We start from the raw sequence: 21,950 nt of genomic DNA, 5'->3' as shown, positions 1-21,950 counted from the left end.
CAAAAAGAAAGTACAATTTCGTTGTGCCCACTCGATTTAAGCTTTTTTAGTTGGTCCCTAGCATTCGGTGCTAAATTTGAATATTCAAAATTTAGATAATCAAAAACCTCACACTCTGTCCAAGGACCAAGTGACGCTTTGAAGTCACAAAAATCATTTTGTATTTCCCTGAATGATTTATATTCGACCTTCGTTAATATTACTGCTGTTTCAGTAAAAACTATATGAATTAACACGATGAAAAACCTGACAATTTAACAAAAGAACAATTTCACCATTTTTGTATGAAACATCCTTATTTTATGAACGCCTATTAATAACAAACCGTGTAAGTGTTTGCCAATTATAAATATTATATTTTAGCGAGTTACTTTACTGTGTAGAGAATAGTAAAGCGTGTCATTACTACATTTTTAAACACCTTGTGATGGCTTTGTTTACTTTTACACCGCTGTTTCGTATTCATGACACTTGGGGACTATTTTAACGCAGTTAATTGCGGCTCTAAGGCGCTAAAAACATGAAAAAGTGGGTCAAAAACTATATCCTTCGGCGCGGTTATTATTATAAATAATGGACGGCACACACACATGACAACACCTTTAGATGCAACGCATTCAAATGCATCAACACACACGCATTCAAGTGCAAATTCAAACGCAAAATCTAAATGGAACCTGCACGATACGCAGTGGACCTTAAGCCTTTTTGGTACCGCCGTTGGTGCGGGTATTTTATTTTTACCTATTAACATTGGTATTGGCGGTTTTTGGCCGCTGATTATTATGGCGTGTTTAGCGTTTCCGATGACCTTTTTAGCCCACCGTGGTTTAGCACGCTTTGTATTATCGTCTAAAAATAAGCATGCCGATTTTACCGATGTAGTTGAAGAACACTTTGGCGTTAATGCTGGGCGATTAATTTCGTTGTTGTACTTTTTATCTATATTCCCTATTTTGCTTATTTACGGTGTGGGCTTAACCAACACGGTAGACAGCTTTATGGTAAACCAGCTGGGTATGGAGTCGCCGCCTCGCGTAGTGCTTTCGGGTGTTTTGGTAGCCGGTATGATAAGCCTAATGATGGGTGGCGAGCGCCTAATGCTGCGCGCGTTTTCTATTTTGGTGTATCCGCTTGTGGGTATTTTGTTTTTTTTATCCTTGTATTTAATCCCTAGCTGGCAAATGCCCAACATGAGCCTACCTGAAGTGGGCAGCTTTGGTAAAACGCTGTGGTTATCTATTCCTATTATTGTGTTTTCGTTTAGCCATGCAGCGGCTATTTCAAGCTTTGTGCATGTACAACGCGAACACTATGACGACCTTGCTACACGCAAATCAGAAGCCATTTTAAAGCGCACAAGCTTACTGTTAATTGTGTTTGTATTGCTGTTTGTATTTTCGTGCGTGCTGTCGCTTACAGGTGAGCAGATGGCACAAGCAAAAGCCGATAATGTCTCGGTTTTATCGTACCTTGCTAACATTACCCATAACTCGTTTATTGCGACGCTTGGACCTTTAGTTGCCTTTATTGCCATTACGTCGTCGTTTTTAGGTCACTTTTTAGGAGCCCGCGAAAGCTTTACAGGTTTGGTGACTAAGCAAACACAGCTTGGTGCTAAAACGGTAGATAAAATTGGCGTAGTTATTATGTTTTTTGCAATTTGGTTTTGTGCAGTTAAAAACCCAAGCATACTCGATATGATGGATCAGCTGTCGGGCCCTATTATTGCAATGATATTATTTATCATGCCTATGATTGCAGTTTATAAAGTACCGGCTCTGCATAAGTATCGTAACCGTTTAAGTACTTTGTTTGTGTTAGCGGTAGGTGCGCTTGCGGTATTTGCACTTATTTACAGCATGATTAAATAATATCCCTATTCATGCTAAAGCCCAGCGAGTTAGCTGGGCTTTTTTGTGTGCTGTTTATCTCAAAATGTTTTTTTATGGCTGCCATTAAGGCATGTTATAAATTAACTAGCCTAAAAATAAAACAATTATGCACCTTACAAAACAACTCCTACTTTGCGTAAGCTTACTTACTACGCTTGTTTTAAGTCCCTTAGCTAAAGCCGATGGCGTGCCTGCTATTTTATCGATGAAAGAACGCGCTGCGTTTATAGATAATATAACCGAGCTTAGGGTAAACACATTAATGCCCAGCTTAATGAAGCAACACAACATTGATATGTGGCTGCTTATTAGCCGCGAATACAACGAAGATCCCATATTAAAAACAATGCTGCCAGCAACCTGGTTATCGGCAAGGCGTACCACCATTTTGCTCTTTGCCTTAAATGAACAAGGCAATGTGGATGCTTACGCTATTGCGCCCTATAAAATAGGTAACGTATTTACAAAAGGCTGGGACAAAAAGGCGCAGCCAAACCAGTGGCAAGCACTGAACGATATTATTGAACGCTACAACCCAGATAACATTGCACTCAATACGTCTACCGATTGGGGTCATGCCGACGGCTTAGTGCTAGGCGATTACAATACCTTAATGGCCAACTTACCTAGCGCTTATAAAAATAAAATAATATCGGCCGAGCCGCTGGCAGTTGCCTGGTTAGAACAGCGTATTCCCCAAGAAATAGACATGTATAAACACATTGTTGCTATTGCGCACGCTATTATTGCCGAGGGTTTTTCAAGCAAAGTAATAACGGTGGGCAAAACAACCAGCGACGATTTAGTGTGGTGGTTTAGAGAGCGCGTAAAAGAGCTAAAACTGCAAACATGGTTTCACCCAAGTATTGCAATACAACGCGCCGACAGCCAATCGTTCGATCACGAAGACAGCTTTACGAATGGTTACGCCGATAACGTTATTCAAGCGGGTGACTTACTGCATGTCGATTTTGGTATTACGTACTTACGCTTAAATACAGACACCCAACAACATGCCTATGTTTTAAAGCCTGGCGAAACCAATGCGCCCGCTTACCTTGTTGATGCGCTTAAAAAAGGTAATAAACTACAAGACATTTTTACCGCTGAATTTAGCGAAGGTAAAACGGGTAATCAGGTATTAAAAGCCGCTCGCGAAAAAGCCATTGCTCAAGGTTTAAAACCCACTATTTATACGCACCCGCTTGGCTATCATGGTCATGCTGCGGGTACCACACTGGGTATGTGGGATTCACAACAGGGTGTACCCGGCGATGGCGACTACCCACTGCATTTAAATACCGCTTACTCTATTGAGCTTAACAATGCGGTGTTTATAAAACCATGGAATAAAGAAATACGCATAATGCTAGAAGAAGACGCTATTTTTGATAAAACCGGCGTGTGGTACTTAAACGGCCGACAAACCGAGTTGTTACTTGTTAAATAACCTAAACTCTGATGTAAGTGATTTATAGGTATATTTATTAACGCATACAAAAACGGCGCTCAATGAGCGCCGTTTTTATTTAACTAACGTGATTATTATTCTGTTTCTGGCAGGTTACGACCATAGAATATTTCTTGCATTTCACGGTTTAGCTTAGAGCGAATTTCTTCTTCTTCATCATCCGATAAATCAGTTGTAGAAAGACCAAACAAGTATGTGTTCAGGTCGGTTTCTTTTAACATCATTTTGGTATGGAACAGGTTTTCTTGATACACGTTTACGTCCATCATTTGGTACGCTTCTTTGGTATCGTCTGTCATGAAGTTTTGAATTGAGTTAATAGCGTGGTCAATATAATGCTTAACGCCGTTTACGTCGCGAGTAAAACCACGTACACGGTAGTCAATTGTTACCACGTCAGACTCTAAACTATGAATTAAAAAGTTTAATGCTTTAAGCGGCGAAATAATACCACACGTAGATACTTCAATATCAGCACGGAATGTACAAATACCATCATCAGGGTGAGCTTCTGGGTATGTGTGTACACAAATATGGCTTTTATCTAGGTGCGCAACCACTGAGTCAGGTAGTGGGCCTGGTGCTTCGTCAGCATCGTAATTTTGCTGCTCTTCTACTGGCTCTTCCGAAACCAAAATAGTTACACTGGCGCCCTGTGGTTCATAATCTTGGCGTGCAACATTTAAAATATTGGCACCAATAATATCAACAACTTCACCTAAAATGTCGGTTAGTCTATCTGCACTGTACTGCTCATCGATATATTCAATATATTCTTTACGTTGTTGCTCGGTTTTTGCGTAGCAAATATCGTAAATACTAAAGCTTAAACTTTTGGTTAAATTGTTAAAGCCATGAAGTTTAAGTTTATCGAAGGGTTTGTTCATAATAAACCAACCTATAAATTAGTGAAATCTGCACCTGCAGAATGAAAAGTTCGCGGATTTTATACGAATTTTCCTTATGGAAAAAGCGTTATTTTACCTGTTCTTGCACAACTTCATGGCTATGAGTAATTTCTACTGTTTTATCAAGCATTAATGCTACTGAGCAATACTTTTCAGCAGACAAAGAAACAGCGCGTGCAAGGTGCTTTTCAGACACATTTTTGCCTGTAACAACAAAATGTAAATTGATTTTAGTAAATACGCGAGGAGCAGTTTCGGCGCGTTCGGCACTTAATTGTACTTGAACGTCTGAAAAGTCTTGTTTGGCTTTTTTTAAAATACCCACAACATCAACCGATGAACAACAGCCAACCGACATCAATACCATTTCCATTGGGCTAGGTGCAGCACTGTCGCTACCGGTATCAAATACAACGTTGTGATTAGAATTAGAACGACCTACGAATGTGTCGCCATCAACCCATTTTACATTTGCTTGCATGTTTTTATCTCAAAAATATTTTTCTTGATTGTAAGCAAGTTGGCCGCAGTTGCAAACGAAATGCGATACGCGGCGCTATAAATTGGGGATTAATACTGCTGCGAAACAGCGCTGTCGAAGAGGTTTTTAATTAAGCTTGCAAATTCGTCAATAAACTCATGTTGTTCAACCGTAACTGGCTGTGACGTAATGCTGCTAAGCACCTCTTGTAAGTCGTAAACAATGCCATCAACCTCACGCACAATTAAGCTGCGTTGCTCTGTGTTAAGGTTTGTGTGCTGTTCACAAATTAGCATGACGTTTTCGGCAATAACATCTTCTATGAGTTCCATTACCGTTGGAGCGCCTGGTTTTATCACACCTGGCTTCTCAAACAATGCTAAATTTTGAGTTAGATACATGATTAAATCATCGTACCCTTGCCTATCTAAAACCATGATATTTACCACCTAATAATATTACTTACGCTGATTTAAGCAGAAAGCGCGGTTGATTGCTAGCTTTGTGATTTAAGCATACAAAAAAAGCAGCCGAAGCTGCTTTTATACTAATTAAGTATTATTAACTTAATCTATTTTTAAGCCTGGGCTTAATGTTGCTGGCATGGCTACTTTTTCAAGCTCTACTGAAGCTACAGGGTATGCACAGTAGTCAGCTGCGTAGTACGCGCTTGCTCTGTGATTGCCTGATGCGCCAATACCACCAAATGGTGCAGCGCTAGATGCCCCCGTAATTGGGCGGTTCCAATTAACAATTCCGGCACGAATACGACGTAAAAAGTGGTCGTAATCGGCTTCATTATCGCTAAGTAAACCGGCAGATAAACCAAAGCTTGTGTCGTTTGCTTTATCAATTGCGCTGTCAAAGTCGTCAAAGCGGAACACTTTTAAAAGTGGGCCAAAATGCTCTTCGTCTGGGAAGTCGCCAATTGCTGAACATTCAATAATACCTGGTGTTACAAAGCCTGTATTTGCTGTGTGCTCTAGTTCTACAAGGACCTTACCGCCAAGCTCAACAAGCTCGCTTTGTGCTTTAACCATACCTGCTGCTGCCGCTGATGAGATCATAGAGCCCATAAATGGCTGATCTTCATCGTCGTAGTTGCCTACTTTAATGGCTTTAGTTGCAGTAATTAGGCGCTCTAATATTGCATCGCCTTTACTACCTGTTGGTAAAAATAACTTACGAGCACAGGTACAACGCTGACCGCTAGAGATAAATGCTGATTGCACAATATCGTGTACAACGGCTTTAGTATCTTCAACGTCAGTAATAATAAGCGGATTATTACCGCCCATTTCGAGAGCTAAAATTTTACCCGGCTGGCCTGCAAACTGTTCATGTAAAATATGACCTGTGCGCGATGAACCAGTAAAGAACAAGCCATCAATGCCTTTATGAGCAGCAAGGGCTTTACCCGTTTCAACTTCACCTTGAACAAGGTTAATAACGCCTGCTGGTAAACCCGCTTTTTCCCACAATTTAAGGGTAAGCTCAGCCACTTTTGGTGTTAGTTCAGACGGTTTAAATACAACCGTATTACCCGCTAGTAATGCTGGCACAATATGGCCGTTTGGTAAGTGGCCCGGAAAATTATACGGGCCAAATACTGCTACAACACCGTGTGGCTTGTGGCGAATCATCGCGCGGCCCAATGGCATTGCATTTTCAACATCGCCCGTGCGCTCTAAAAATGCTTTTTCTGAAATGGCAATTTTACCAACCATCGCACCCGCTTCAGTGCGTGTTTCCCATAGTGGCTTACCTGTTTCTTGTGCAATAGTGATTGCAAGCTCTTCACTGTTTTCTTTTAATTGTGCTGCGAATGCTTTTACTATTTCTAAACGCTCAGTAAAGCTTTTATCAGCCCATGCGTAAAACGCTTCACGCGCAGCGCCAACAGCTGCATCAACTTGCTCTGCAGTGGCTGATGATGCTTGCCAAATAACATCGTTATTTGCTGGGTTTACTGAATTAAATTCTGAGCCTTGGCCTTGTGACCATTGACCATTAATAAATTGTGCAGGATGAGTCATATACTTTCTCCTAAATTAAACTGGGGTTGCGCTAACAGTATCGCCCGTTTGTAATTGCAGGGCGTCGGCTACTTGCTGTGATAACACAACGGTTTTAGCGCGTTCGTCGAAACTCATTGATGCAACGGTCGCTCTAAAGTTTTCGAGCTTGTCGTTTGCTAATAACACCATGGTGTCGCCCGTTTGCTCACCAATCTCAACAATAAAGTCGTGTGAGTTACGTACTGTAGCAATATTATCTACTTTTGCTTCAACTGTTGGACCTGCGTCAAAAATATCAACGTAGCCGTTAAACGTGAAGCCTTCGCTTTTTAATAATTCAATCGCTGGACGAGTATTGTTGTGAACTTGACCGATTACCGCTTGCGCATCTTTACTCAATAAATTGACGTAAATTGGGTATTTAGGCATCAGTTCAGCAATAAATACTTTTTGGCCAATACCAGTTAAGTAATCTGCTGTTGGGAAGTCCATTGAGAAAAAGTGTTCTTCTAACCACTTCCAAAACGGGCTATTGCCGTTTTCATCAGACACACCGCGCATTTCTGCAATAACGGTTTCTGCAAAGCGTGCTTGGTGTTGTTTAATAAACATAAAGCGTGCTTTAGACAGCAGTTTGCCGTTACAGTTTTTGCGATAGCCGTCTTTCAAAAACAAGGTGCACAGCTCTGTTGCGCCAGTGTAGTCGTTACATAGCGTTAAAATATCAACCGCTTTGTAAACATCTAGTGTGCGCGAAGAGTGAATCACTTTACTTAAATGGTAATGATAAAACGCATCATCTAGGCCCACAGCTGCTTCTATAGCCGAGGTACCTACTACTTCACCTGTTTCGCTATCTTCAAGAACAAACAAGTAGCCTTCGTCACCGGGTTGTGACGTTTGTTTAGCAAATGAGCTTACTGAATGGTCAATCTTCTTTTGTAATAGCTCTTCGTTTAAAGGCAAAGATGTAAAACCATGGCCCGATTCGTGGGCGATTGTCAGTAATGCTGAATAATCATTTTGCTGGATTGGGCGAAGGATCATCATGAGTCCGCTTGCTCCCTTATAAATAACGGTAAATAAAATTCGTAGGGCAAACAATGTTTGCCCTCGGTAGATTGGCTAAAACAGTTTATGCGTTTACTACGCTTGCAACTGCTTTTTCAAAACGTGCCATACCTTCGCGAATATCCGCTTCTGGGATAACAAGAGACGGTGTAAAACGAACAACGTCAGCACCTGCCACTAATGACATTAGACCTTGTTCAGTACCGGCTACTAAAAATTCTTTAGCGCGGCCTTTGTATTGCTCATTCACAACAGCACCAATTAACAAACCTTTACCGCGAATTTCGCTAAATACGTTGTATTTTTCGTTTACCGCTGCAAGAAGTTCGTTAAATAAAGCTGCTTTTTCTTTTACGCCGGCAAGTACGTCGGGTGTGTTAACAGTATCAAATGCGGCTTCGGCAACAGCACATGCAAGCGGGTTACCGCCGTAAGTAGAACCATGAGTACCTACTTTTAGATGCTGTGCAATATCTGTTGTAGTCAACATTGCGCCAATTGGGAAACCGCCGCCTAATGCTTTTGCTGAAGTTAAAATATCAGGTACTACATTTAAACCTTGGTATGCGTACAAGTCACCTGTACGGCCAACACCTGTTTGCACTTCATCAAAAATAAGTAGCGCATTGTGTTTAGTACATAAATCGCGAACTTGCTGAGCAAACTCGTCAGTTGGTGAAACAATACCGCCCTCGCCTTGCAGTGGTTCCATCATTACGGCACATGTTTGGTCGCTAATTAGCGCTTCAAATGCGGCTAGATCGTTGTAATCACAATGTACGATGTCACCCGGCTTAGGACCAAAACCATCTGAGTATGCCGCTTGGCCACCAACAGTTACAGTAAAGAATGTGCGACCGTGGAAACCTTTGTTGAATGCGATGATTTGTGATTTTTCTGGGCCAAACTTATCAAGTGCAAAACGACGCGCTAATTTAAGTGCGGCTTCGTTTGCTTCTGCGCCAGAGTTAGCAAAGTAAACTTTTTCACCAAAAGTGGCATCAACCATTTTTTTAGCTAGGCGAAGCGCCGGCTCATTAGTCATAACATTTGATAAATGCCAAATTTTTTCGCCCTGTTCTTTTAATGCACCTACTAAAGCAGGGTGACAGTGGCCAAGACAGTTAACAGCAATACCACCAGCAAAGTCGATAAACTCTTTGCCTTGTTGATCCCATACGCGAGAGCCTTCGCCTCGAACAGGAATTACGCTTGAAGGTGCGTAGTTAGGAACCATTACGTGATCAAATAATTCGCGATTGACTGTCATTTTATTTCCTCTTAATTGTGATCTACACAAAGCATAAATAAGTGTTTGATTAAAAATATTAACCAAGCTTTTAAGTACGTTCAGGTGTCTGTTGGGTACAAAAAATTGCTTTGTGGTTCAATTTTCAGACGCCCATTATTTCAGAATTAGTGGTAGCTGTCTCGTTAAAAACTTTCATGTAACCCTTGAAAATAAAGGGCTTAAGATATTATTTCATAGATAGTGAATAACTATTTGCATACCTAAACACACTTATTTTTTATCAACTAACCGCATCAGTAGTGACCTGCATAGGCTTTTACCACTAAATAACTTTACGGATGAATCAGTAGGAATGAATGAATAGTCGTAAAAAAATTAACAAAAAATTTAATTTTTTAGTCAATTTGAATAGCAAGATTGGTAAAATTGCTTGTTTGAAGGGTTTTTAGTTCCGTTTTAGTGAACTGAAAATACGAAAACCACGCTGCGGTTTCGTCGGGCTCAATTAGTTGGTGTTCTTTTAAAATTAAGTACTGGGAGTAACACCGCGCTTTTAACATGACCTGCGTTAACGGTAAGGCACTATCGCCTTTATTTACGCCATTTTGTAGCTGTTCCATCACGCCTTTAAATGGCAAATATTTAAAGGCCATTTTGTCGATGACTCGCGCACTGACCTGAATTGACTTATTGCACAGCAGTGTAGTTAAAAATAAAGGGTCGGGCTTTAGCTCTAATAATGCGGTGTGGAGGTCTTTTTGGTTTTCTTGACGTGCTATTTGTACTTTTCGTTGCCAAACCTGCTCAAAGGTTTTTAAGTACAAACGTACTAACGTAATACGCCCTACATCTAATAACATACCCAAGGTAAATGCGTGTATCTCGTTTACGTCGTTTATTTCTGCAATTTTTTGCGCGGCAATGGCGTTGGCCATTGCGCTGTCTCTTAGCCTACGTTTTAGTAACGAAAAAGGCTCGGTACTATGGGGCATCCAATGGCGAACTGCAAATGTGGGAATCACTAACTGTAAGTTATCAAGCCCTATGTAACGCAGAGCAAGTGCGGGGCTGTCTACTTTTACCGCAGTATTTTTTTTACTACGCTGGTTTCGGTAATAAGGGAGGTTAACCAACGTGACCAATTCGCGCCCTAGCCAGCTTAAATCGTTTACTAACGGCTCTAAACGGCCAACTGAGGCCGACTTTACAGCTAATATATCTAAAATAGTGGCAACGCTGTCTTCAATCCCTATTGTTGTTTGAATCACTGCGTCCATATCTTCGAGCTGTTTAAATATAGCTGTTTCAATTACTTTATGAAGCTGTTCGCTGGCTTGTGCACGGTACTTATGATGAGCGGTACTTGTTTGCTTACGCTTTTGTTGCGCTGACACTTCAACCTGCAACAAGGTACGCTGCTTCATAGGCTCGCCGTAATCAATATCTAAGGTATGAATAAACCCAATTTGCTGATGCGCAAAACTATGACCCAACAGCAAATCGTGTGCCCGTTGATCAAGTATTTTTGCTGTACGCTGTTGTTGTGCAAGTTCAGTCATAGTGCTCGTTAAATAGTAAGTATTGAATACGTTCAGTGTTATTAGACTAGAAGCGAGTTAAAAAGTTATCAAGCAGCGTTAATCCCTGCTCGGTTAAAATAGCTTCCGGGTGAAACTGCACCCCTTCAATTGCTAACTCTTTGTGCTGCATGCCCATTATTTCGTCAAACTCACCTTGCGGTGTTTGTGTCCACGCTGTTATTTCAAGTTCGTTGGGCAACGACTGCGCTTTAACCACCAGCGAGTGGTAACGACAAACCGTTAACGGATTAGCTAATCCTTTAAAAACACCTTTATTGATGTGTGTTATGGGAGATGTTTTACCATGCATTACTTTTTTAGCGCGCACTACATCCCCGCCTAAAGCTTGGGCAATCGTTTGATGTCCCAAGCAAATCCCTAATATAGGAAATTGGCCTTTTAAGTGTTCAACTACACTTAACGATATACCAGCTTCATTCGGTGAGCAAGGACCCGGAGAGATAACTATATGCTCCGGATTAAGTTGTTTAATTTGCGCAATGCTCAACTCGTCATTACGTTTTACTAATACGTCTTGATCCAATCGCTGAAAGTACTGCACTAAGTTATAGGTAAACGAATCGTAGTTATCGATCATTAATAGCATGTAAATAAGTACTCAATAAAGATAGTTATCGGGAGTATTTAGGCGTGCTGCATTCTAACCCAAGCCGTTATGAGTGTCAGTGATTTGCAGCTAGATAAATAGTAATTCCCTCTTTAGCATGACGTAACACTTACTTACCCTATTAAATTTTTGGTGCGAGTGGTTGAATTCCCCTTATTTAAACCCAAGCTCATTAAGTGACAGCTTATTTTGTGTAAGCTTATTTTTTACTAAGGAGCGACTATGTTAGGCGAAGACCATTCATTAACAAACGACTTTCCTGAGCACATAAACACGATAAATACGTTGAACAAAAGTGATGCTGACTTTGCAGAAAAAGCAGAGCAGTACAATAAACTAGATAAAGAAATAAGAATATTAGAATTGGACGGTGCGCCTATTAGCGATGAGCAAATGCACCAACTAAAACACGACCGTTCTGAATTAAAAGATTCGTTGTATCAGCGTTTAATAAGCGCACAATAAATATAAAATTCCAAAAACAAAAAAGAGTTCGCCATTTTAAAGTGGTGAACTCTTTGTTTGTCTTCAATGAAACTTTATACGGTGTATAACTAGGTAATACACTCTATAACCAGCGCTCAAATTGCGTTAGCTATATTGCTAGCTGTAATAACTTTAAATCGAGTGCATCTATTAGCTGTTGATTTTTAGCGTCATTCAATGCATCTGCATGAGGGGCTGAAAAGCACTCAGCGTCATTATCAAAGTAAAGCCCTGTTGAATTACTAAACTCATCGCTTAGTGCAGCGCGGCAAAATATATCGGCACCTAACTTTAAATCGCCGCCATTAAGGCCATATGCGTCTTTAACCATTTTGCTGCCTAGTAGCGACTTAGGGTTAACCGATACCACCAATGGACCATTACCCTTAAGTTTTAAACCCATATGACGCGACCACATTGTAATTGCCAATTTGCTTTGTGCGTATGCTGCGTTATCTGACAAAAAGCTTTGCCCAATCAGTGCATCTAGGTTGACTGTTGCTTGCGCCGCTGACGACACATTTACAATTCGCCCTTGGGTATCAAAAAGCGGTAATAGTAAAGTTGTTAATAAATAAGGCGCTAATGTGTTTACTGCAAATCGTGCATCAAGACCATCTGCAGTTTCAGGGTTGTCGAGCTTAAACACACCTGCATTATTAATAAGTACATCTAGGTGTTTATGCTCGGCTGTAATTTGTTTAGCCAGATTACGCACCTGCGCCATTTCACTCAAATCGGCCACGTAAGTTTGTGTGCTTGCTTGCGGATAATCGTTACTGAGTAAAGTGTGTACTTTATTGAGCTTTTGCGCATTACGCCCGTGAAGAAGAACGGTATGACCTTGTGCTAGCAGCATTTTAGCTGTTTCAAACCCAATGCCGTCTGTTGCACCTGTGATTAAAATTTTTTTGTTCATACCTAGCTCCATGTTATGTAATACAGCACTTACACATTTAACGAATTACGATTGTGAAATAATAGCATTGCCATCTTTGAATGATAATTAGACCGTTGTTGAATCAGTTTATAGAAAATATTAATAAAGTGACGGCGATAGCAGTGAATGTTTTTTAATCATTTATTTGAATTTTGAACAATTCATAACTATTGTTTTTAAACTTCCTTAATAGTAGTATTTATCATATAAATATATTTTCGAGAAAACACATGAAAGTTTTAGTGACTGGCGGCATGGGTTACATAGGTAGCCACACATGTATTGCATTACATGAAGCAGGCATTACACCTGTAATTTACGATAACTTATCTAATGCGAGCCCTCGTGTACTTGATCAACTCGAAAAAATTACAGGTACACGTTTTGAATTTATTTTAGGTGATATTCAAGACGAGCAGCAGTTTAAACTTGCGCTTAAGCATACTCAGGCTGAGGCTGTATTTCATTTTGCAGCGTTAAAAGCAGTAGGTGAATCGACCGAGCAACCACTACGTTACTACCAAAACAATGTATCGGGCACATTAAGCATGCTACAAAACATGCAAGATGAAGGTGTTAATCATATAATTTTCAGCTCATCGGCCACTGTTTATGGCGAGCCAGACTACCTGCCTATTGATGAAAAGCACCCAATACGCGCAACCAATCCTTATGGTTGGACTAAAGTCATGGTAGAACAAGCCATGCAAGATGTATGTAATGCCAACAGCAACTTTATGGGCATAGCACTGCGTTACTTTAACCCAGTAGGCGCACACCCAAGTGGTTTATTGGGCGAAAGCCCAAATGGTATTCCAAATAATTTAATGCCATTTATTGCTCAAACTGCGGTAGGTAAACGTGAGGTCGTTAATATTTTTGGTGACGACTACGACACCGAAGATGGTACTGGCGTGCGCGATTACATTCACGTTTTAGATTTAGCTAAAGGCCATGTAGCGGCATTTATGCAACATAAATCAGACACCGCCTTTCATGCATACAACTTAGGCACAGGCCAAGGTTATTCAGTGCTTGATATGATCAACGCATTTAGCGCATCAGCAGGTAAAGCTATTCCGTATAAAAGTGCACCGCGCCGTGCAGGCGATATTGCCTGTAATTACGCTGATGCCACAAAAGCGCAAACTACCCTTAACTGGCACGCAGAACTAACACTGAGCGACATGACCACCGATACATGGCGCTGGCAAACTAATTACCCAAGTGGGTTGGAGAGTTAATATGGCTTTATTAGAAAGTACTCACAGACGTAAAAACCCGCTAACGGGGCGCTGGGTATTAGTTTCACCGCATCGTAATAACCGCCCATGGTTAGGCGCAACCGAAGCCGTTAACGAAACAGTATTGCCAAAGCATGACGAAAGCTGCCCACTTTGCCCAGGTAACACCCGTGCAAATGGCGACAGCAACCCTGATTACAAATACACCCATGTTTTTAAAAATGACTTTGGCGCACTAACGCCCAATGCCAGCGAACAATCACAAAGCGTAGAGTCAGATAGCGATTTATTTATTGCTGATGAAGCAAGCGGCGAATGCCGCGTGATTTGCTTTTCGCCAGAACATAACAAAACATTACCAGAGCTTGAGCACGATGCCCTGCATGCCGTAGTAAAAACGTGGAAAGACAACTATACCGAGCTTGCACAGCAATACGAGTGTGTTCAGGTATTTGAAAATAAAGGCGAGATCATGGGGTGCTCGCAGCCCCATCCGCATGGCCAAGTATGGGCGCATTCGCACCTATCTACCGAAATAGAAGCCGAAGATACTCAGCAGCGTGCTTATTTTGATAAACACGGCACTGCTATGCTTGCCGACTATGTAAAAAAAGAACAAGTCGATAAAACCCGTGTCGTATTTGAGAATGAACACTGGCTTGTTGTGGTGCCTTTTTGGGCAGCATGGCCGTTTGAAACACTGCTTGTAACTAAAGACAACATTCAAAACTTTAGTCAGCTTAGTGATGTACAAACCGATTCACTCGCTCAGGCATTAAAAGTATTAACCACTAAATACGACAACGTATTTAACTGCAGCTTCCCTTACTCTATGGGGTGGCATAATGCTCCAGCAAATCGTGGCTCTGATGAGCAACACTGGCGCCTACATGCACACTTTTACCCGCCACTACTTCGCTCTGCCACCGTTAAAAAACACATGGTTGGCTACGAAATGTTAGGCGAAAGTCAGCGCGATTTAAGCGCAGAAACAGCCGCGTCTATTTTAAAAGCAGCAAGCACTACACACTATAAAAATACAGCAGGACACACAGATGAAGCTTAATGAATTTCAACACCACTTTTTATCACTGTACGGTGCCCCTGCTCAGGGTATTGCAGCTGCACCAGGACGTGTAAATCTAATCGGTGAGTTTACTGACTACAACGACGGCTTTGTATTTCCGTGCTCATTAGAATTTCGTACCCAAGTGATGTTTAAAGAGCGCGACGATAATACGATTACCGTGCAGTCACTCAATTACCCAGGCGAGCAAGACAGCTTTAACGTTGACGAACCGATTAGCGAAGGTCAATCGCAATGGGGAAATTATATTCGCGCCGTTGCATTCGTATTAAAACGCGCAGGCCACACCTTACGCGGTGCTGATTTACTTATTGATAGTAACTTACCGCAAGGTAGTGGTTTATCATCATCGGCAGCATTAGAAGTGGCTGTGGGTGGTATGTTTAACCATATTGCACAGCTTGGTTTAAGCGAAGAAAAAATTGCACTACTAGGCCAAGAAGCTGAAAACGACTTTATGCATTGCCAGTGTGGCATTATGGATCAGCTCATTTCGGCAAAAGGCGAAAACGGCCACGCATTACTAATAGATTGCGAAAATTTGGCAACTAAGTCTGTGAAAGTGCCTGATGACTTAAACATTGTTATTGTAAACTCTAACTACCCACGTAAATTAGTAGACAGCGAATACAATCAACGCCGTATTGATTGCGAACAAGCGGCTGAAAAAATGGGAGTTAAAACACTTCGCCAAGCAACTATGGCTAAGCTAGATGCTGTTAAAGCACAACTTAGCAATAACGAGTACAAACGTGCGCACCATGTAATTAGCGAAAACGACCGCGTTATCGCCGCAACTACAGCATTGCAAGCCAATGATATGGAACAACTTCGTGAATTGATGGCTGCATCGCACCAATCACTTAAACACGACTTTGAAGTAACGGTACCCGCAACGGATGGCTTAGTAGAAATATGTAAAGAAGCGATGGGTGAGCGTGGCGCAGTGCGCATGACCGGTGGTGGTTTTGGGGGAGCAATAGTGTGTTTATGCCGCGATGCAGAAGTACCGCTAATTAAAGCCGCCGTTGAAAAACATTACTTTGAACGCTTTAACTTATACGCAGATATTTATGTGTGCTCAGCAGGCTCAGGGTTACAAATAACGTCTTTTTAAAAGTAGGTATTAATATGGCAAAGGTTAACTGGGGTATTATTGGGTGTGGCAATATTGCTCACACCTTTGCTAAAAGCATTGCGCATTGCGCTGATGCTCAGCTTATTGGCGCAGCCTCAACTAGTGAGCAGCGCGCAAGCGAGTTTGCCACACATTATTCAATTAAAGGCTATGAGAGCTACCAAGCCCTTATGCAATGCCCAAAAATTGATGCTATTTACATTGCAAACACTCACGACCAACACTTTCAAAGCATCGCCCAATGCTTGATGCATAATAAGCACGTACTAAGTGAAAAACCTATTACCGTTAATGCACAGCAATTAAAAAACTTAACCGCACTGGCCAAGCAAAAAAATTGTTTTTTAATGGAAGGAGTGTGGATGCGCTTTTTACCCGCCATTATAAAATTAGAGCAGCTACTAAGCAAAGCAGCTATTGGTAAAGTACATACCGTGCAGGCCAACTTTAGTTTACCCGGCACCTTTGCCAACACCCACCGCTTAATGAACCCAAATACAGCCGGTGGCGCTTTGCTTGATTTAGGGATTTACCCGCTATCGATTGCTGATGTGGTTTTTAATAAAGCCCCAGAAAAAATCAGCTCATTTGTACATAAGGCAGATACAGGTGTAGATGCGCGAAATATTACCATGCTCGATTATGGCAATGGTCAGTTCGCACAACTTAGCAGCGCACTTGAGCAAAGCGGTCCAACCGAAGCATGTATTACCGGTGAACATGGTTTTATACGCATACCTTGGTTTGTAGGTGCAAAAGGTCTTGAGCTTCATATTAATGGGCAAGCTATTCAACATTTTGACTACCCATTTAGTGATGATGAAAACTTTAAATTTGAAATTGATCACGTTACTGAGTGCATACTAAATAAACAAATACAAAGCTCTGTATTACCACTGAACACAAGCTTACGGGTTATGGCGATGATGGATACCCTAAGAGCCCAATGGCAGATTGAATATAGCGCGACTGTCGAATCTCATGACATAAATTAATAAAAATACACGCAACAAGGATACACAATGACAACGACACACCGTTTAAAAACGCTTTCAAAAGCAATGTTATTAGCCACGGCCAGTTTAACTACCGGTGCGGTATTTGCCGAATCAAATAAGCCTGAGCAACTTTATCCGCCAATAACTAGCGAAGTGCTCCCTGAATTAGCAGCTAAAGGCACCTATAAAGTAGGTGTAAAAACCCTAGACTTAGTTAATCCAGCGCAGTTTGATCCCGCAACGCAAAGCCAAAAAGATCGCCCTTTAAAAGTTGAAGTGTGGTATCCAGCAGATAGTAAAGCAAGCAAACCACTAACCAGCTACACAGACATAACACGCTCAGGCAAACAATTTACCTTACAAGCCGATGCACAGCGTGATGTTGATATAAGTAACGCCGATAACTACCCAGTTGTAGTGCTTTCGCACGGTTATACCGGCTACCGCACAATTATGTACTACCTTGGCGAGCACTTAGCCTCGCATGGCTACATAGTTGTTGCACTTGATCACACAGACTCCACAAACGCTCATGTAGATTTTAAAAACGCGCCCTTTGCGGGCTTTTTTAGCACCTTGATTAATCGCTCACGCGATCAGCAATTTGTGATTAATTACTTTAACGAGCAAAGCAACTTTGCAAGCGAGCAAGTAGATCAAACTAGCGCAGGTGTTATTGGTTACTCTATGGGTGGATTTGGTGCAGTTAATACAATTGGTGGTTGTTATGCCTTTAACGAGCAAACTACAGCCATGTTTACGGGAATGACTGACCCTGCTCAAATTAAACAAATACAGCAACTACTTAATAGCTGTGCAGGCGGGCAATATCAAAACCCGCAAGTAGACCCTCGTATAAAAACAATGGTGGCTATCGCACCTTGGGGTGGACAACATAACTTATTTGACGCTAAAGCAATGAAAAACATTAAAGTGCCTTCACTTTATATTGCAGGTGACTTAGATGATATTTCTGGTTTTGAAGGCATTAAAAATCTTTACAACCAAACTGGCAGTGCCGACAAGTACATGCTTACTTATAAAAATGCCCGCCATAATATTGCGCCGCACCCAGCCCCTGCTATTGCTCAAAGCAGTAGTGAATTAGATTTAGGTCATTACTACGAGCCATCGTGGTCATTGCGTACCATTAACGAAATAAATAAACACTTTGTACTTGCCATGATGGATTGCCATGTGAAAGACATAAGCAGCCAGTGTAAGTACTTAGATTTACCTCAAAATGGCGACCAAGCCATATTTGATGGTAAACCACTACCACAATGGTATGGCTTTGATAACCGATTCTCTTCAGGTATGGATTGGCAACAAAGTAAACCACGCGGTAAGTAATACTTAATTTAAGCGGCTATAAAACTTGATAGCCGCCTTCGCCTTAAAACCAGACTGAAATAAAAAACCTTTTATATAAATGAGTTAACACACAATATAAAAATGTTTGTTTTTTAATCGGCTATTTTAAGAAAAAACCATTGCCATTAACCTTTGTTAAAGGCAATCTAGTCATATATAAGATAAGATAAATAACACAAATATCATGTCAAAATACATACTCTCAATTGATCAAGGAACCACAAGCTCTCGGGCCATCTTGTTTACAAAAGATGCAGACGTTTTTGGGTCAGCACAACAAGAATTTTCACAGCATTTTCCAAAAAACGGTTGGGTTGAACATGACCCAAACGATATTTGGCAAACCGTGCTTAGCACAAGCCGTGAAGTGTTATCTAAAAACGACGTAAAGCCTGATGAAATTATTGCTATTGGTATCACCAACCAACGCGAAACAACCTTGGTATGGAACAAAAAAACCGGTAAGCCAGTGTATAACGCCATTGTTTGGCAAGACCGCCGTACCAGTGATTATTGCGAAAGCCTAAGCACTGACGAACTTTGCCAAACTATTAGCGACAAAACAGGCTTATTGCTCGACCCTTATTTTTCTGCCACTAAAGTACGCTGGATTTTAGACAACGTAGAGGGCGCACGTGCACAAGCCGATGCTGGCGAACTGGCCTTTGGTACCGTTGATACTTATTTATTATGGCACCTAACAGGTGGACAAGAGCATCGCACCGATGCCACTAATGCCTCGCGCACCATGTTATTTAATATTCATACACAGCAATGGGATCAAGAGTTACTCGACTTATTTGGTATTCCTGAATCTATGCTTCCACAAGTAATGGATTCAGCAGACGAGTTTGGCTCAACCAGCGAAGATATTTTTGGCGCGCCAATACGCGTATGTGGTATTGCAGGCGATCAGCAAGCTGCGCTTGTTGGTCATGCTTGCTTTGAACAAGGTATGGCTAAAAGCACCTATGGTACGGGCTGTTTTTTAATGCTGAATACGGGCGAAAAAGCCCTTACATCTGAGAACCGCTTACTGACTACGGTTGCTTATAGATTAAATGGCAAACCCACTTACGCCATTGAAGGCAGCATTTTTATGGCGGGTGCCACTATGCAGTGGATTGTTGAAGGCTTAAAACTGTTGAGTCATGCAGGCGAAAGTGAATCGCTAGTAAAAGATGTACCACTTGATCATGGGGTATTTTTAGTGCCTTCGTTTACAGGTTTAGGCGCACCCTATTGGGACCCTAACGCACGTGGTGCAATTTTAGGCTTAACCCGCGACTCTGGTATTAGCACTATTGTTGCCGCAGCTTTGCAATCGGTGGGTTATCAAACCAAAGATTTACAAAAAGCAATGGAACGTGATGGACTTCGCCCAAGTGTACTGCGCGTAGATGGCGGTATGGTTAAAAATAACTGGGTACTGACCTTTTTATCTAACATTTTAGGTGCAACCGTAGAGCGCCCAACAGTCACCGAAACCACCTCATTAGGCGTTGCTTATTTAGCCGGCTTACAAGCAGGTATTTACGAATCAACTGAGCAACTCGCTAAAATGTGGACCTGTGACCGACGTTTTGAGCCAACAATGAGTGCTGATGAACGTAATGATTTATACGCAAAATGGCAGCACTGTGTAGCGCAAGTTCGCCTATCTAGCGACGATTGCCAACAACAGTAATGTATGCAGTCGCTAATAAAATTTAGCGGCTTTTAAACCAGCTCAAACGCTATTTAAAGACGCGTTTTACGCAGTTTGATTTTAAAAAGATCAGGCTAAAAAATTTAAAATCAAAAAGCACGGTTAGCTATTGTCAAACACTGACGGTCGCTTTATGATGGCATATGTCTTATTTATATTACAAATAAAAAGGTTAGCTCACAGTGGAATTAGCAGATAACGAATACGACCTACTCGTCGTCGGTGGTGGTGTAAACGGCACTGGAATAGCAGCTGATGCAGCTGGCAGAGGTTTAAAAGTACTTTTGTGCGAACAATCGGACCTAGCTTGTGCGACATCATCAAATAGTTCTAAGTTAATCCACGGTGGTTTACGTTACCTTGAGCATTATGAATTTAGATTAGTAAAAGAAGCTTTAGCTGAACGAGAAGTGCTGCTTAAAAATGCCCCTCATATTATGTGGCCACTTACTTTTAGATTACCGCATCAGTCGCATTTACGCCCTGCATGGATGATCCGCATTGGCTTGTTTATGTACGACAACCTAGCCAAGCGCGAAACACTGGCCGGTTCTCGAGGTATAAAATTTGGCGAAAATAGCGTGCTAGAGCCGTCTATTGTGAAAGGTTTTGAATACTCAGATGGATGGGTTGATGACTCTCGTTTAGTTATTTTAAATGCCCTTTCTGCACAAGAAAAAGGCGCTACCATTGCTACACAAACCAAATGTGTAAACGCTAAACGTGAGCAAAATAAATGGCAGGTAACGCTTGAGCAACAAAATACTAAAAGTAAATACACTGTATCGGCTAAAGGCATTGTTAATGCAGCAGGTCCGTGGGTTGCAAAATTATTTGATGAAGCGCTAATTGAAAAATCACCACAAAATATTCGCCTTGTAAAAGGCAGCCACATTGTAGTGCCTCGCATTCACAATGAAAAAGAAGCCTATATTTTACAAAATAAAGATCAAAGAATTGTATTTGTTATTCCATTTGAAGATGACTATTCGTTAGTTGGCACCACCGATGTAGAGCATAACGGCGCAGCACAAGATGTTAAAATTAGTGATGAAGAAATCGATTACTTAATCGATATTACTAACAGCTACTTTAAAAACCACATTAAACGCGAAGACATAGTTCATACTTTTTCGGGTGTACGCCCGCTATTAGATGACGAATCTATTAATGCGCAAGCCGTAACACGAGACTACAAGCTAGAGCTTTCAAGTGAGAGTAAACACACTCCATTATTAAGCGTATTTGGTGGAAAAATTACCACTTACCGTAAACTGGCAGAAGCCGCTGTTGATAAGTTAGAAGACTTTTATCCGCAAATGGGTAAAGCATGGACTAAACACAGCGCATTACCTGGTGGCGACTTTGATAATGTTGAAGTACTGACTCAAGAGCTTAAATCTTTATACAACTGGCTACCAGAAGTGACGTTGAAGCGTTTTGTGCGTACGTATGGCACACGTACAAAAATTATTTTAGGTAATGCCACACAACTCAGTGATTTAGGACATGACTTTGGCCATGGCTTATTTGCTGCTGAAGTTGATTACCTACTAAAACAAGAGTGGGCTGGTAATGCTTACAACATTTTATGGCGTCGCAGTAAACTGGGTTTACGTTTTAGCGATGAGCAGATTACAGTTTTAAATAATTATATTGAAACACGCTGAT

The 21,950-nt window shown here is 41.3% G+C and carries 19 protein-coding genes; 10 read left to right on the top strand and 9 right to left on the bottom strand.

What is annotated here, in order from left to right; all coding sequences use genetic code 11:
* Positions 1 to 590: 590 nt before the first annotated feature.
* Together RF53_RS16650 and RF53_RS16645 are read left to right on the top strand one after the other, a co-directional pair.
* Positions 591 to 1,874 (top strand): aromatic amino acid transport family protein, encoded by a 1,284-nt coding sequence (locus tag RF53_RS16650; RefSeq protein ID WP_039038333.1) that lies wholly within the window; start codon positions 591 to 593, stop codon positions 1,872 to 1,874.
* A gap of 127 nt (positions 1,875 to 2,001) precedes the next feature.
* Complete coding sequence (locus RF53_RS16645) at positions 2,002 to 3,345, top strand: M24 family metallopeptidase (protein WP_039038332.1); 1,344 nt, start codon at positions 2,002 to 2,004, stop codon at positions 3,343 to 3,345.
* Positions 3,346 to 3,440: 95 nt separating this feature from the next.
* Here RF53_RS16645 and speD read toward each other — a convergent pair whose 3' ends face one another.
* The 8 genes from speD to RF53_RS16605 all read right to left on the bottom strand — a co-directional run bounded on the left by speD (position 3,441) and on the right by RF53_RS16605 (position 11,283).
* The gene (gene speD / locus RF53_RS16640) at positions 3,441 to 4,253 is read right to left on the bottom strand and encodes an adenosylmethionine decarboxylase (RefSeq protein ID WP_006791283.1); all 813 of its coding nucleotides are present in this window, start codon (positions 4,251 to 4,253) and stop codon (positions 3,441 to 3,443) included.
* A gap of 88 nt (positions 4,254 to 4,341) precedes the next feature.
* Positions 4,342 to 4,755, bottom strand: a complete 414-nt coding sequence (locus RF53_RS16635; protein WP_006791284.1) for an OsmC family protein — start codon at positions 4,753 to 4,755, stop codon at positions 4,342 to 4,344.
* An 89-nt stretch (positions 4,756 to 4,844) separates the two neighbouring features.
* On the bottom strand, positions 4,845 to 5,192 hold the full coding sequence (locus tag RF53_RS16630) for a DUF3802 family protein (RefSeq protein WP_006791285.1): 348 nt from the start codon (positions 5,190 to 5,192) through the stop codon (positions 4,845 to 4,847).
* Between the two features lie 129 nt (positions 5,193 to 5,321).
* Positions 5,322 to 6,791: a succinylglutamate-semialdehyde dehydrogenase gene (gene astD / locus RF53_RS16625; RefSeq protein ID WP_039038331.1), complete on the bottom strand. Its 1,470-nt coding sequence runs from the start codon at positions 6,789 to 6,791 to the stop codon at positions 5,322 to 5,324.
* Positions 6,792 to 6,806: 15 nt separating this feature from the next.
* The gene (gene astA, locus RF53_RS16620; RefSeq protein WP_010557689.1) at positions 6,807 to 7,823 is read right to left on the bottom strand and encodes an arginine N-succinyltransferase; all 1,017 of its coding nucleotides are present in this window, start codon (positions 7,821 to 7,823) and stop codon (positions 6,807 to 6,809) included.
* An 85-nt stretch (positions 7,824 to 7,908) separates the two neighbouring features.
* Positions 7,909 to 9,114: an aspartate aminotransferase family protein gene (locus RF53_RS16615; RefSeq protein ID WP_006791288.1), complete on the bottom strand. Its 1,206-nt coding sequence runs from the start codon at positions 9,112 to 9,114 to the stop codon at positions 7,909 to 7,911.
* A 377-nt stretch (positions 9,115 to 9,491) separates the two neighbouring features.
* On the bottom strand, positions 9,492 to 10,655 hold the full coding sequence (locus tag RF53_RS16610) for an HDOD domain-containing protein (RefSeq protein ID WP_006791289.1): 1,164 nt from the start codon (positions 10,653 to 10,655) through the stop codon (positions 9,492 to 9,494).
* Positions 10,656 to 10,701: 46 nt separating this feature from the next.
* Complete coding sequence (locus RF53_RS16605) at positions 10,702 to 11,283, bottom strand: anthranilate synthase component II (protein ID WP_039038330.1); 582 nt, start codon at positions 11,281 to 11,283, stop codon at positions 10,702 to 10,704.
* Positions 11,284 to 11,526: 243 nt separating this feature from the next.
* Here RF53_RS16605 and RF53_RS16600 point away from each other — a divergent pair, with 243 nt between their 5' ends.
* On the top strand, positions 11,527 to 11,769 hold the full coding sequence (locus RF53_RS16600; protein ID WP_039038329.1) for a YdcH family protein: 243 nt from the start codon (positions 11,527 to 11,529) through the stop codon (positions 11,767 to 11,769).
* A 130-nt stretch (positions 11,770 to 11,899) separates the two neighbouring features.
* On the opposite strand, the gene RF53_RS16595 is transcribed toward RF53_RS16600, so the two are convergent.
* On the bottom strand, positions 11,900 to 12,709 hold the full coding sequence (locus tag RF53_RS16595) for an SDR family NAD(P)-dependent oxidoreductase (protein ID WP_039038328.1): 810 nt from the start codon (positions 12,707 to 12,709) through the stop codon (positions 11,900 to 11,902).
* A gap of 251 nt (positions 12,710 to 12,960) precedes the next feature.
* On the opposite strand from RF53_RS16595, the gene galE reads away from it, so the two are divergent.
* The 7 genes from galE to glpD all read left to right on the top strand — a co-directional run bounded on the left by galE (position 12,961) and on the right by glpD (position 21,949).
* A complete protein-coding gene (gene galE, locus RF53_RS16590; RefSeq protein WP_039038327.1) occupies positions 12,961 to 13,974 on the top strand; it encodes a UDP-glucose 4-epimerase GalE in 1,014 nt (337 codons plus the stop codon).
* A gap of 1 nt (position 13,975) precedes the next feature.
* Positions 13,976 to 15,040, top strand: coding sequence for a UDP-glucose--hexose-1-phosphate uridylyltransferase (locus RF53_RS16585; protein WP_039038326.1), 1,065 nt, complete (start codon positions 13,976 to 13,978; stop codon positions 15,038 to 15,040).
* Positions 15,030 to 16,178 (top strand): galactokinase, encoded by a 1,149-nt coding sequence (gene galK, locus RF53_RS16580; RefSeq protein ID WP_006791295.1) that lies wholly within the window; start codon positions 15,030 to 15,032, stop codon positions 16,176 to 16,178. Before RF53_RS16585 ends, galK begins: the two co-directional genes overlap by 11 nt.
* 14 nt (positions 16,179 to 16,192) lie before the next feature.
* The gene (locus RF53_RS16575; protein WP_039038325.1) at positions 16,193 to 17,194 is read left to right on the top strand and encodes a Gfo/Idh/MocA family protein; all 1,002 of its coding nucleotides are present in this window, start codon (positions 16,193 to 16,195) and stop codon (positions 17,192 to 17,194) included.
* A 27-nt stretch (positions 17,195 to 17,221) separates the two neighbouring features.
* Positions 17,222 to 18,550 carry an alpha/beta hydrolase family protein gene (locus RF53_RS16570; RefSeq protein WP_039038324.1) on the top strand — a complete coding sequence of 443 codons (1,329 nt, stop codon included), beginning with the start codon at positions 17,222 to 17,224 and terminating at the stop codon, positions 18,548 to 18,550.
* Between the two features lie 205 nt (positions 18,551 to 18,755).
* Positions 18,756 to 20,258 (top strand): glycerol kinase GlpK, encoded by a 1,503-nt coding sequence (glpK, locus tag RF53_RS16565; RefSeq protein ID WP_039038323.1) that lies wholly within the window; start codon positions 18,756 to 18,758, stop codon positions 20,256 to 20,258.
* A gap of 203 nt (positions 20,259 to 20,461) precedes the next feature.
* Complete coding sequence (gene glpD / locus RF53_RS16560; RefSeq protein ID WP_039038322.1) at positions 20,462 to 21,949, top strand: glycerol-3-phosphate dehydrogenase; 1,488 nt, start codon at positions 20,462 to 20,464, stop codon at positions 21,947 to 21,949.
* The last annotated feature ends 1 nt before the right edge of the window (position 21,950 follow it).

Origin of the sequence: Pseudoalteromonas sp. ECSMB14103, from assembly GCF_000813065.1 — a bacterium.
Classification (GTDB): Bacteria; Pseudomonadota; Gammaproteobacteria; order Enterobacterales; family Alteromonadaceae; genus Pseudoalteromonas; species Pseudoalteromonas marina.
This window is presented reverse-complemented; position numbering and strand designations above follow the sequence as displayed.

Bases quoted from the DNA above. Each gene is read 5' to 3' on its own strand.
- galE (WP_039038327.1), top strand. From the start codon at position 12,961: ATGAAAGTTTTAGTGACTGGCGGCATGGGTTACATAGGTAGCCACACA.
- RF53_RS16575 (WP_039038325.1), top strand. From the start codon at position 16,193: ATGGCAAAGGTTAACTGGGGTATTATTGGGTGTGGCAATATTGCTCAC.
- RF53_RS16585 (WP_039038326.1), top strand. From the start codon at position 13,976: ATGGCTTTATTAGAAAGTACTCACAGACGTAAAAACCCGCTAACGGGG.
- RF53_RS16595 (WP_039038328.1), bottom strand. From the start codon at position 12,709: ATGAACAAAAAAATTTTAATCACAGGTGCAACAGACGGCATTGGGTTT.
- astA (WP_010557689.1), bottom strand. From the start codon at position 7,823: ATGATGATCCTTCGCCCAATCCAGCAAAATGATTATTCAGCATTACTG.
- RF53_RS16635 (WP_006791284.1), bottom strand. From the start codon at position 4,755: ATGCAAGCAAATGTAAAATGGGTTGATGGCGACACATTCGTAGGTCGT.
- speD (WP_006791283.1), bottom strand. From the start codon at position 4,253: ATGAACAAACCCTTCGATAAACTTAAACTTCATGGCTTTAACAATTTA.
- RF53_RS16605 (WP_039038330.1), bottom strand. From the start codon at position 11,283: ATGCTATTAATGATCGATAACTACGATTCGTTTACCTATAACTTAGTG.
- RF53_RS16600 (WP_039038329.1), top strand. From the start codon at position 11,527: ATGTTAGGCGAAGACCATTCATTAACAAACGACTTTCCTGAGCACATA.
- RF53_RS16610 (WP_006791289.1), bottom strand. From the start codon at position 10,655: ATGACTGAACTTGCACAACAACAGCGTACAGCAAAAATACTTGATCAA.
- RF53_RS16570 (WP_039038324.1), top strand. From the start codon at position 17,222: ATGACAACGACACACCGTTTAAAAACGCTTTCAAAAGCAATGTTATTA.
- astD (WP_039038331.1), bottom strand. From the start codon at position 6,791: ATGACTCATCCTGCACAATTTATTAATGGTCAATGGTCACAAGGCCAA.
- RF53_RS16630 (WP_006791285.1), bottom strand. From the start codon at position 5,192: ATGGTTTTAGATAGGCAAGGGTACGATGATTTAATCATGTATCTAACT.
- galK (WP_006791295.1), top strand. From the start codon at position 15,030: ATGAAGCTTAATGAATTTCAACACCACTTTTTATCACTGTACGGTGCC.
- glpK (WP_039038323.1), top strand. From the start codon at position 18,756: ATGTCAAAATACATACTCTCAATTGATCAAGGAACCACAAGCTCTCGG.
- RF53_RS16645 (WP_039038332.1), top strand. From the start codon at position 2,002: ATGCACCTTACAAAACAACTCCTACTTTGCGTAAGCTTACTTACTACG.
- RF53_RS16615 (WP_006791288.1), bottom strand. From the start codon at position 9,114: ATGACAGTCAATCGCGAATTATTTGATCACGTAATGGTTCCTAACTAC.
- RF53_RS16650 (WP_039038333.1), top strand. From the start codon at position 591: ATGACAACACCTTTAGATGCAACGCATTCAAATGCATCAACACACACG.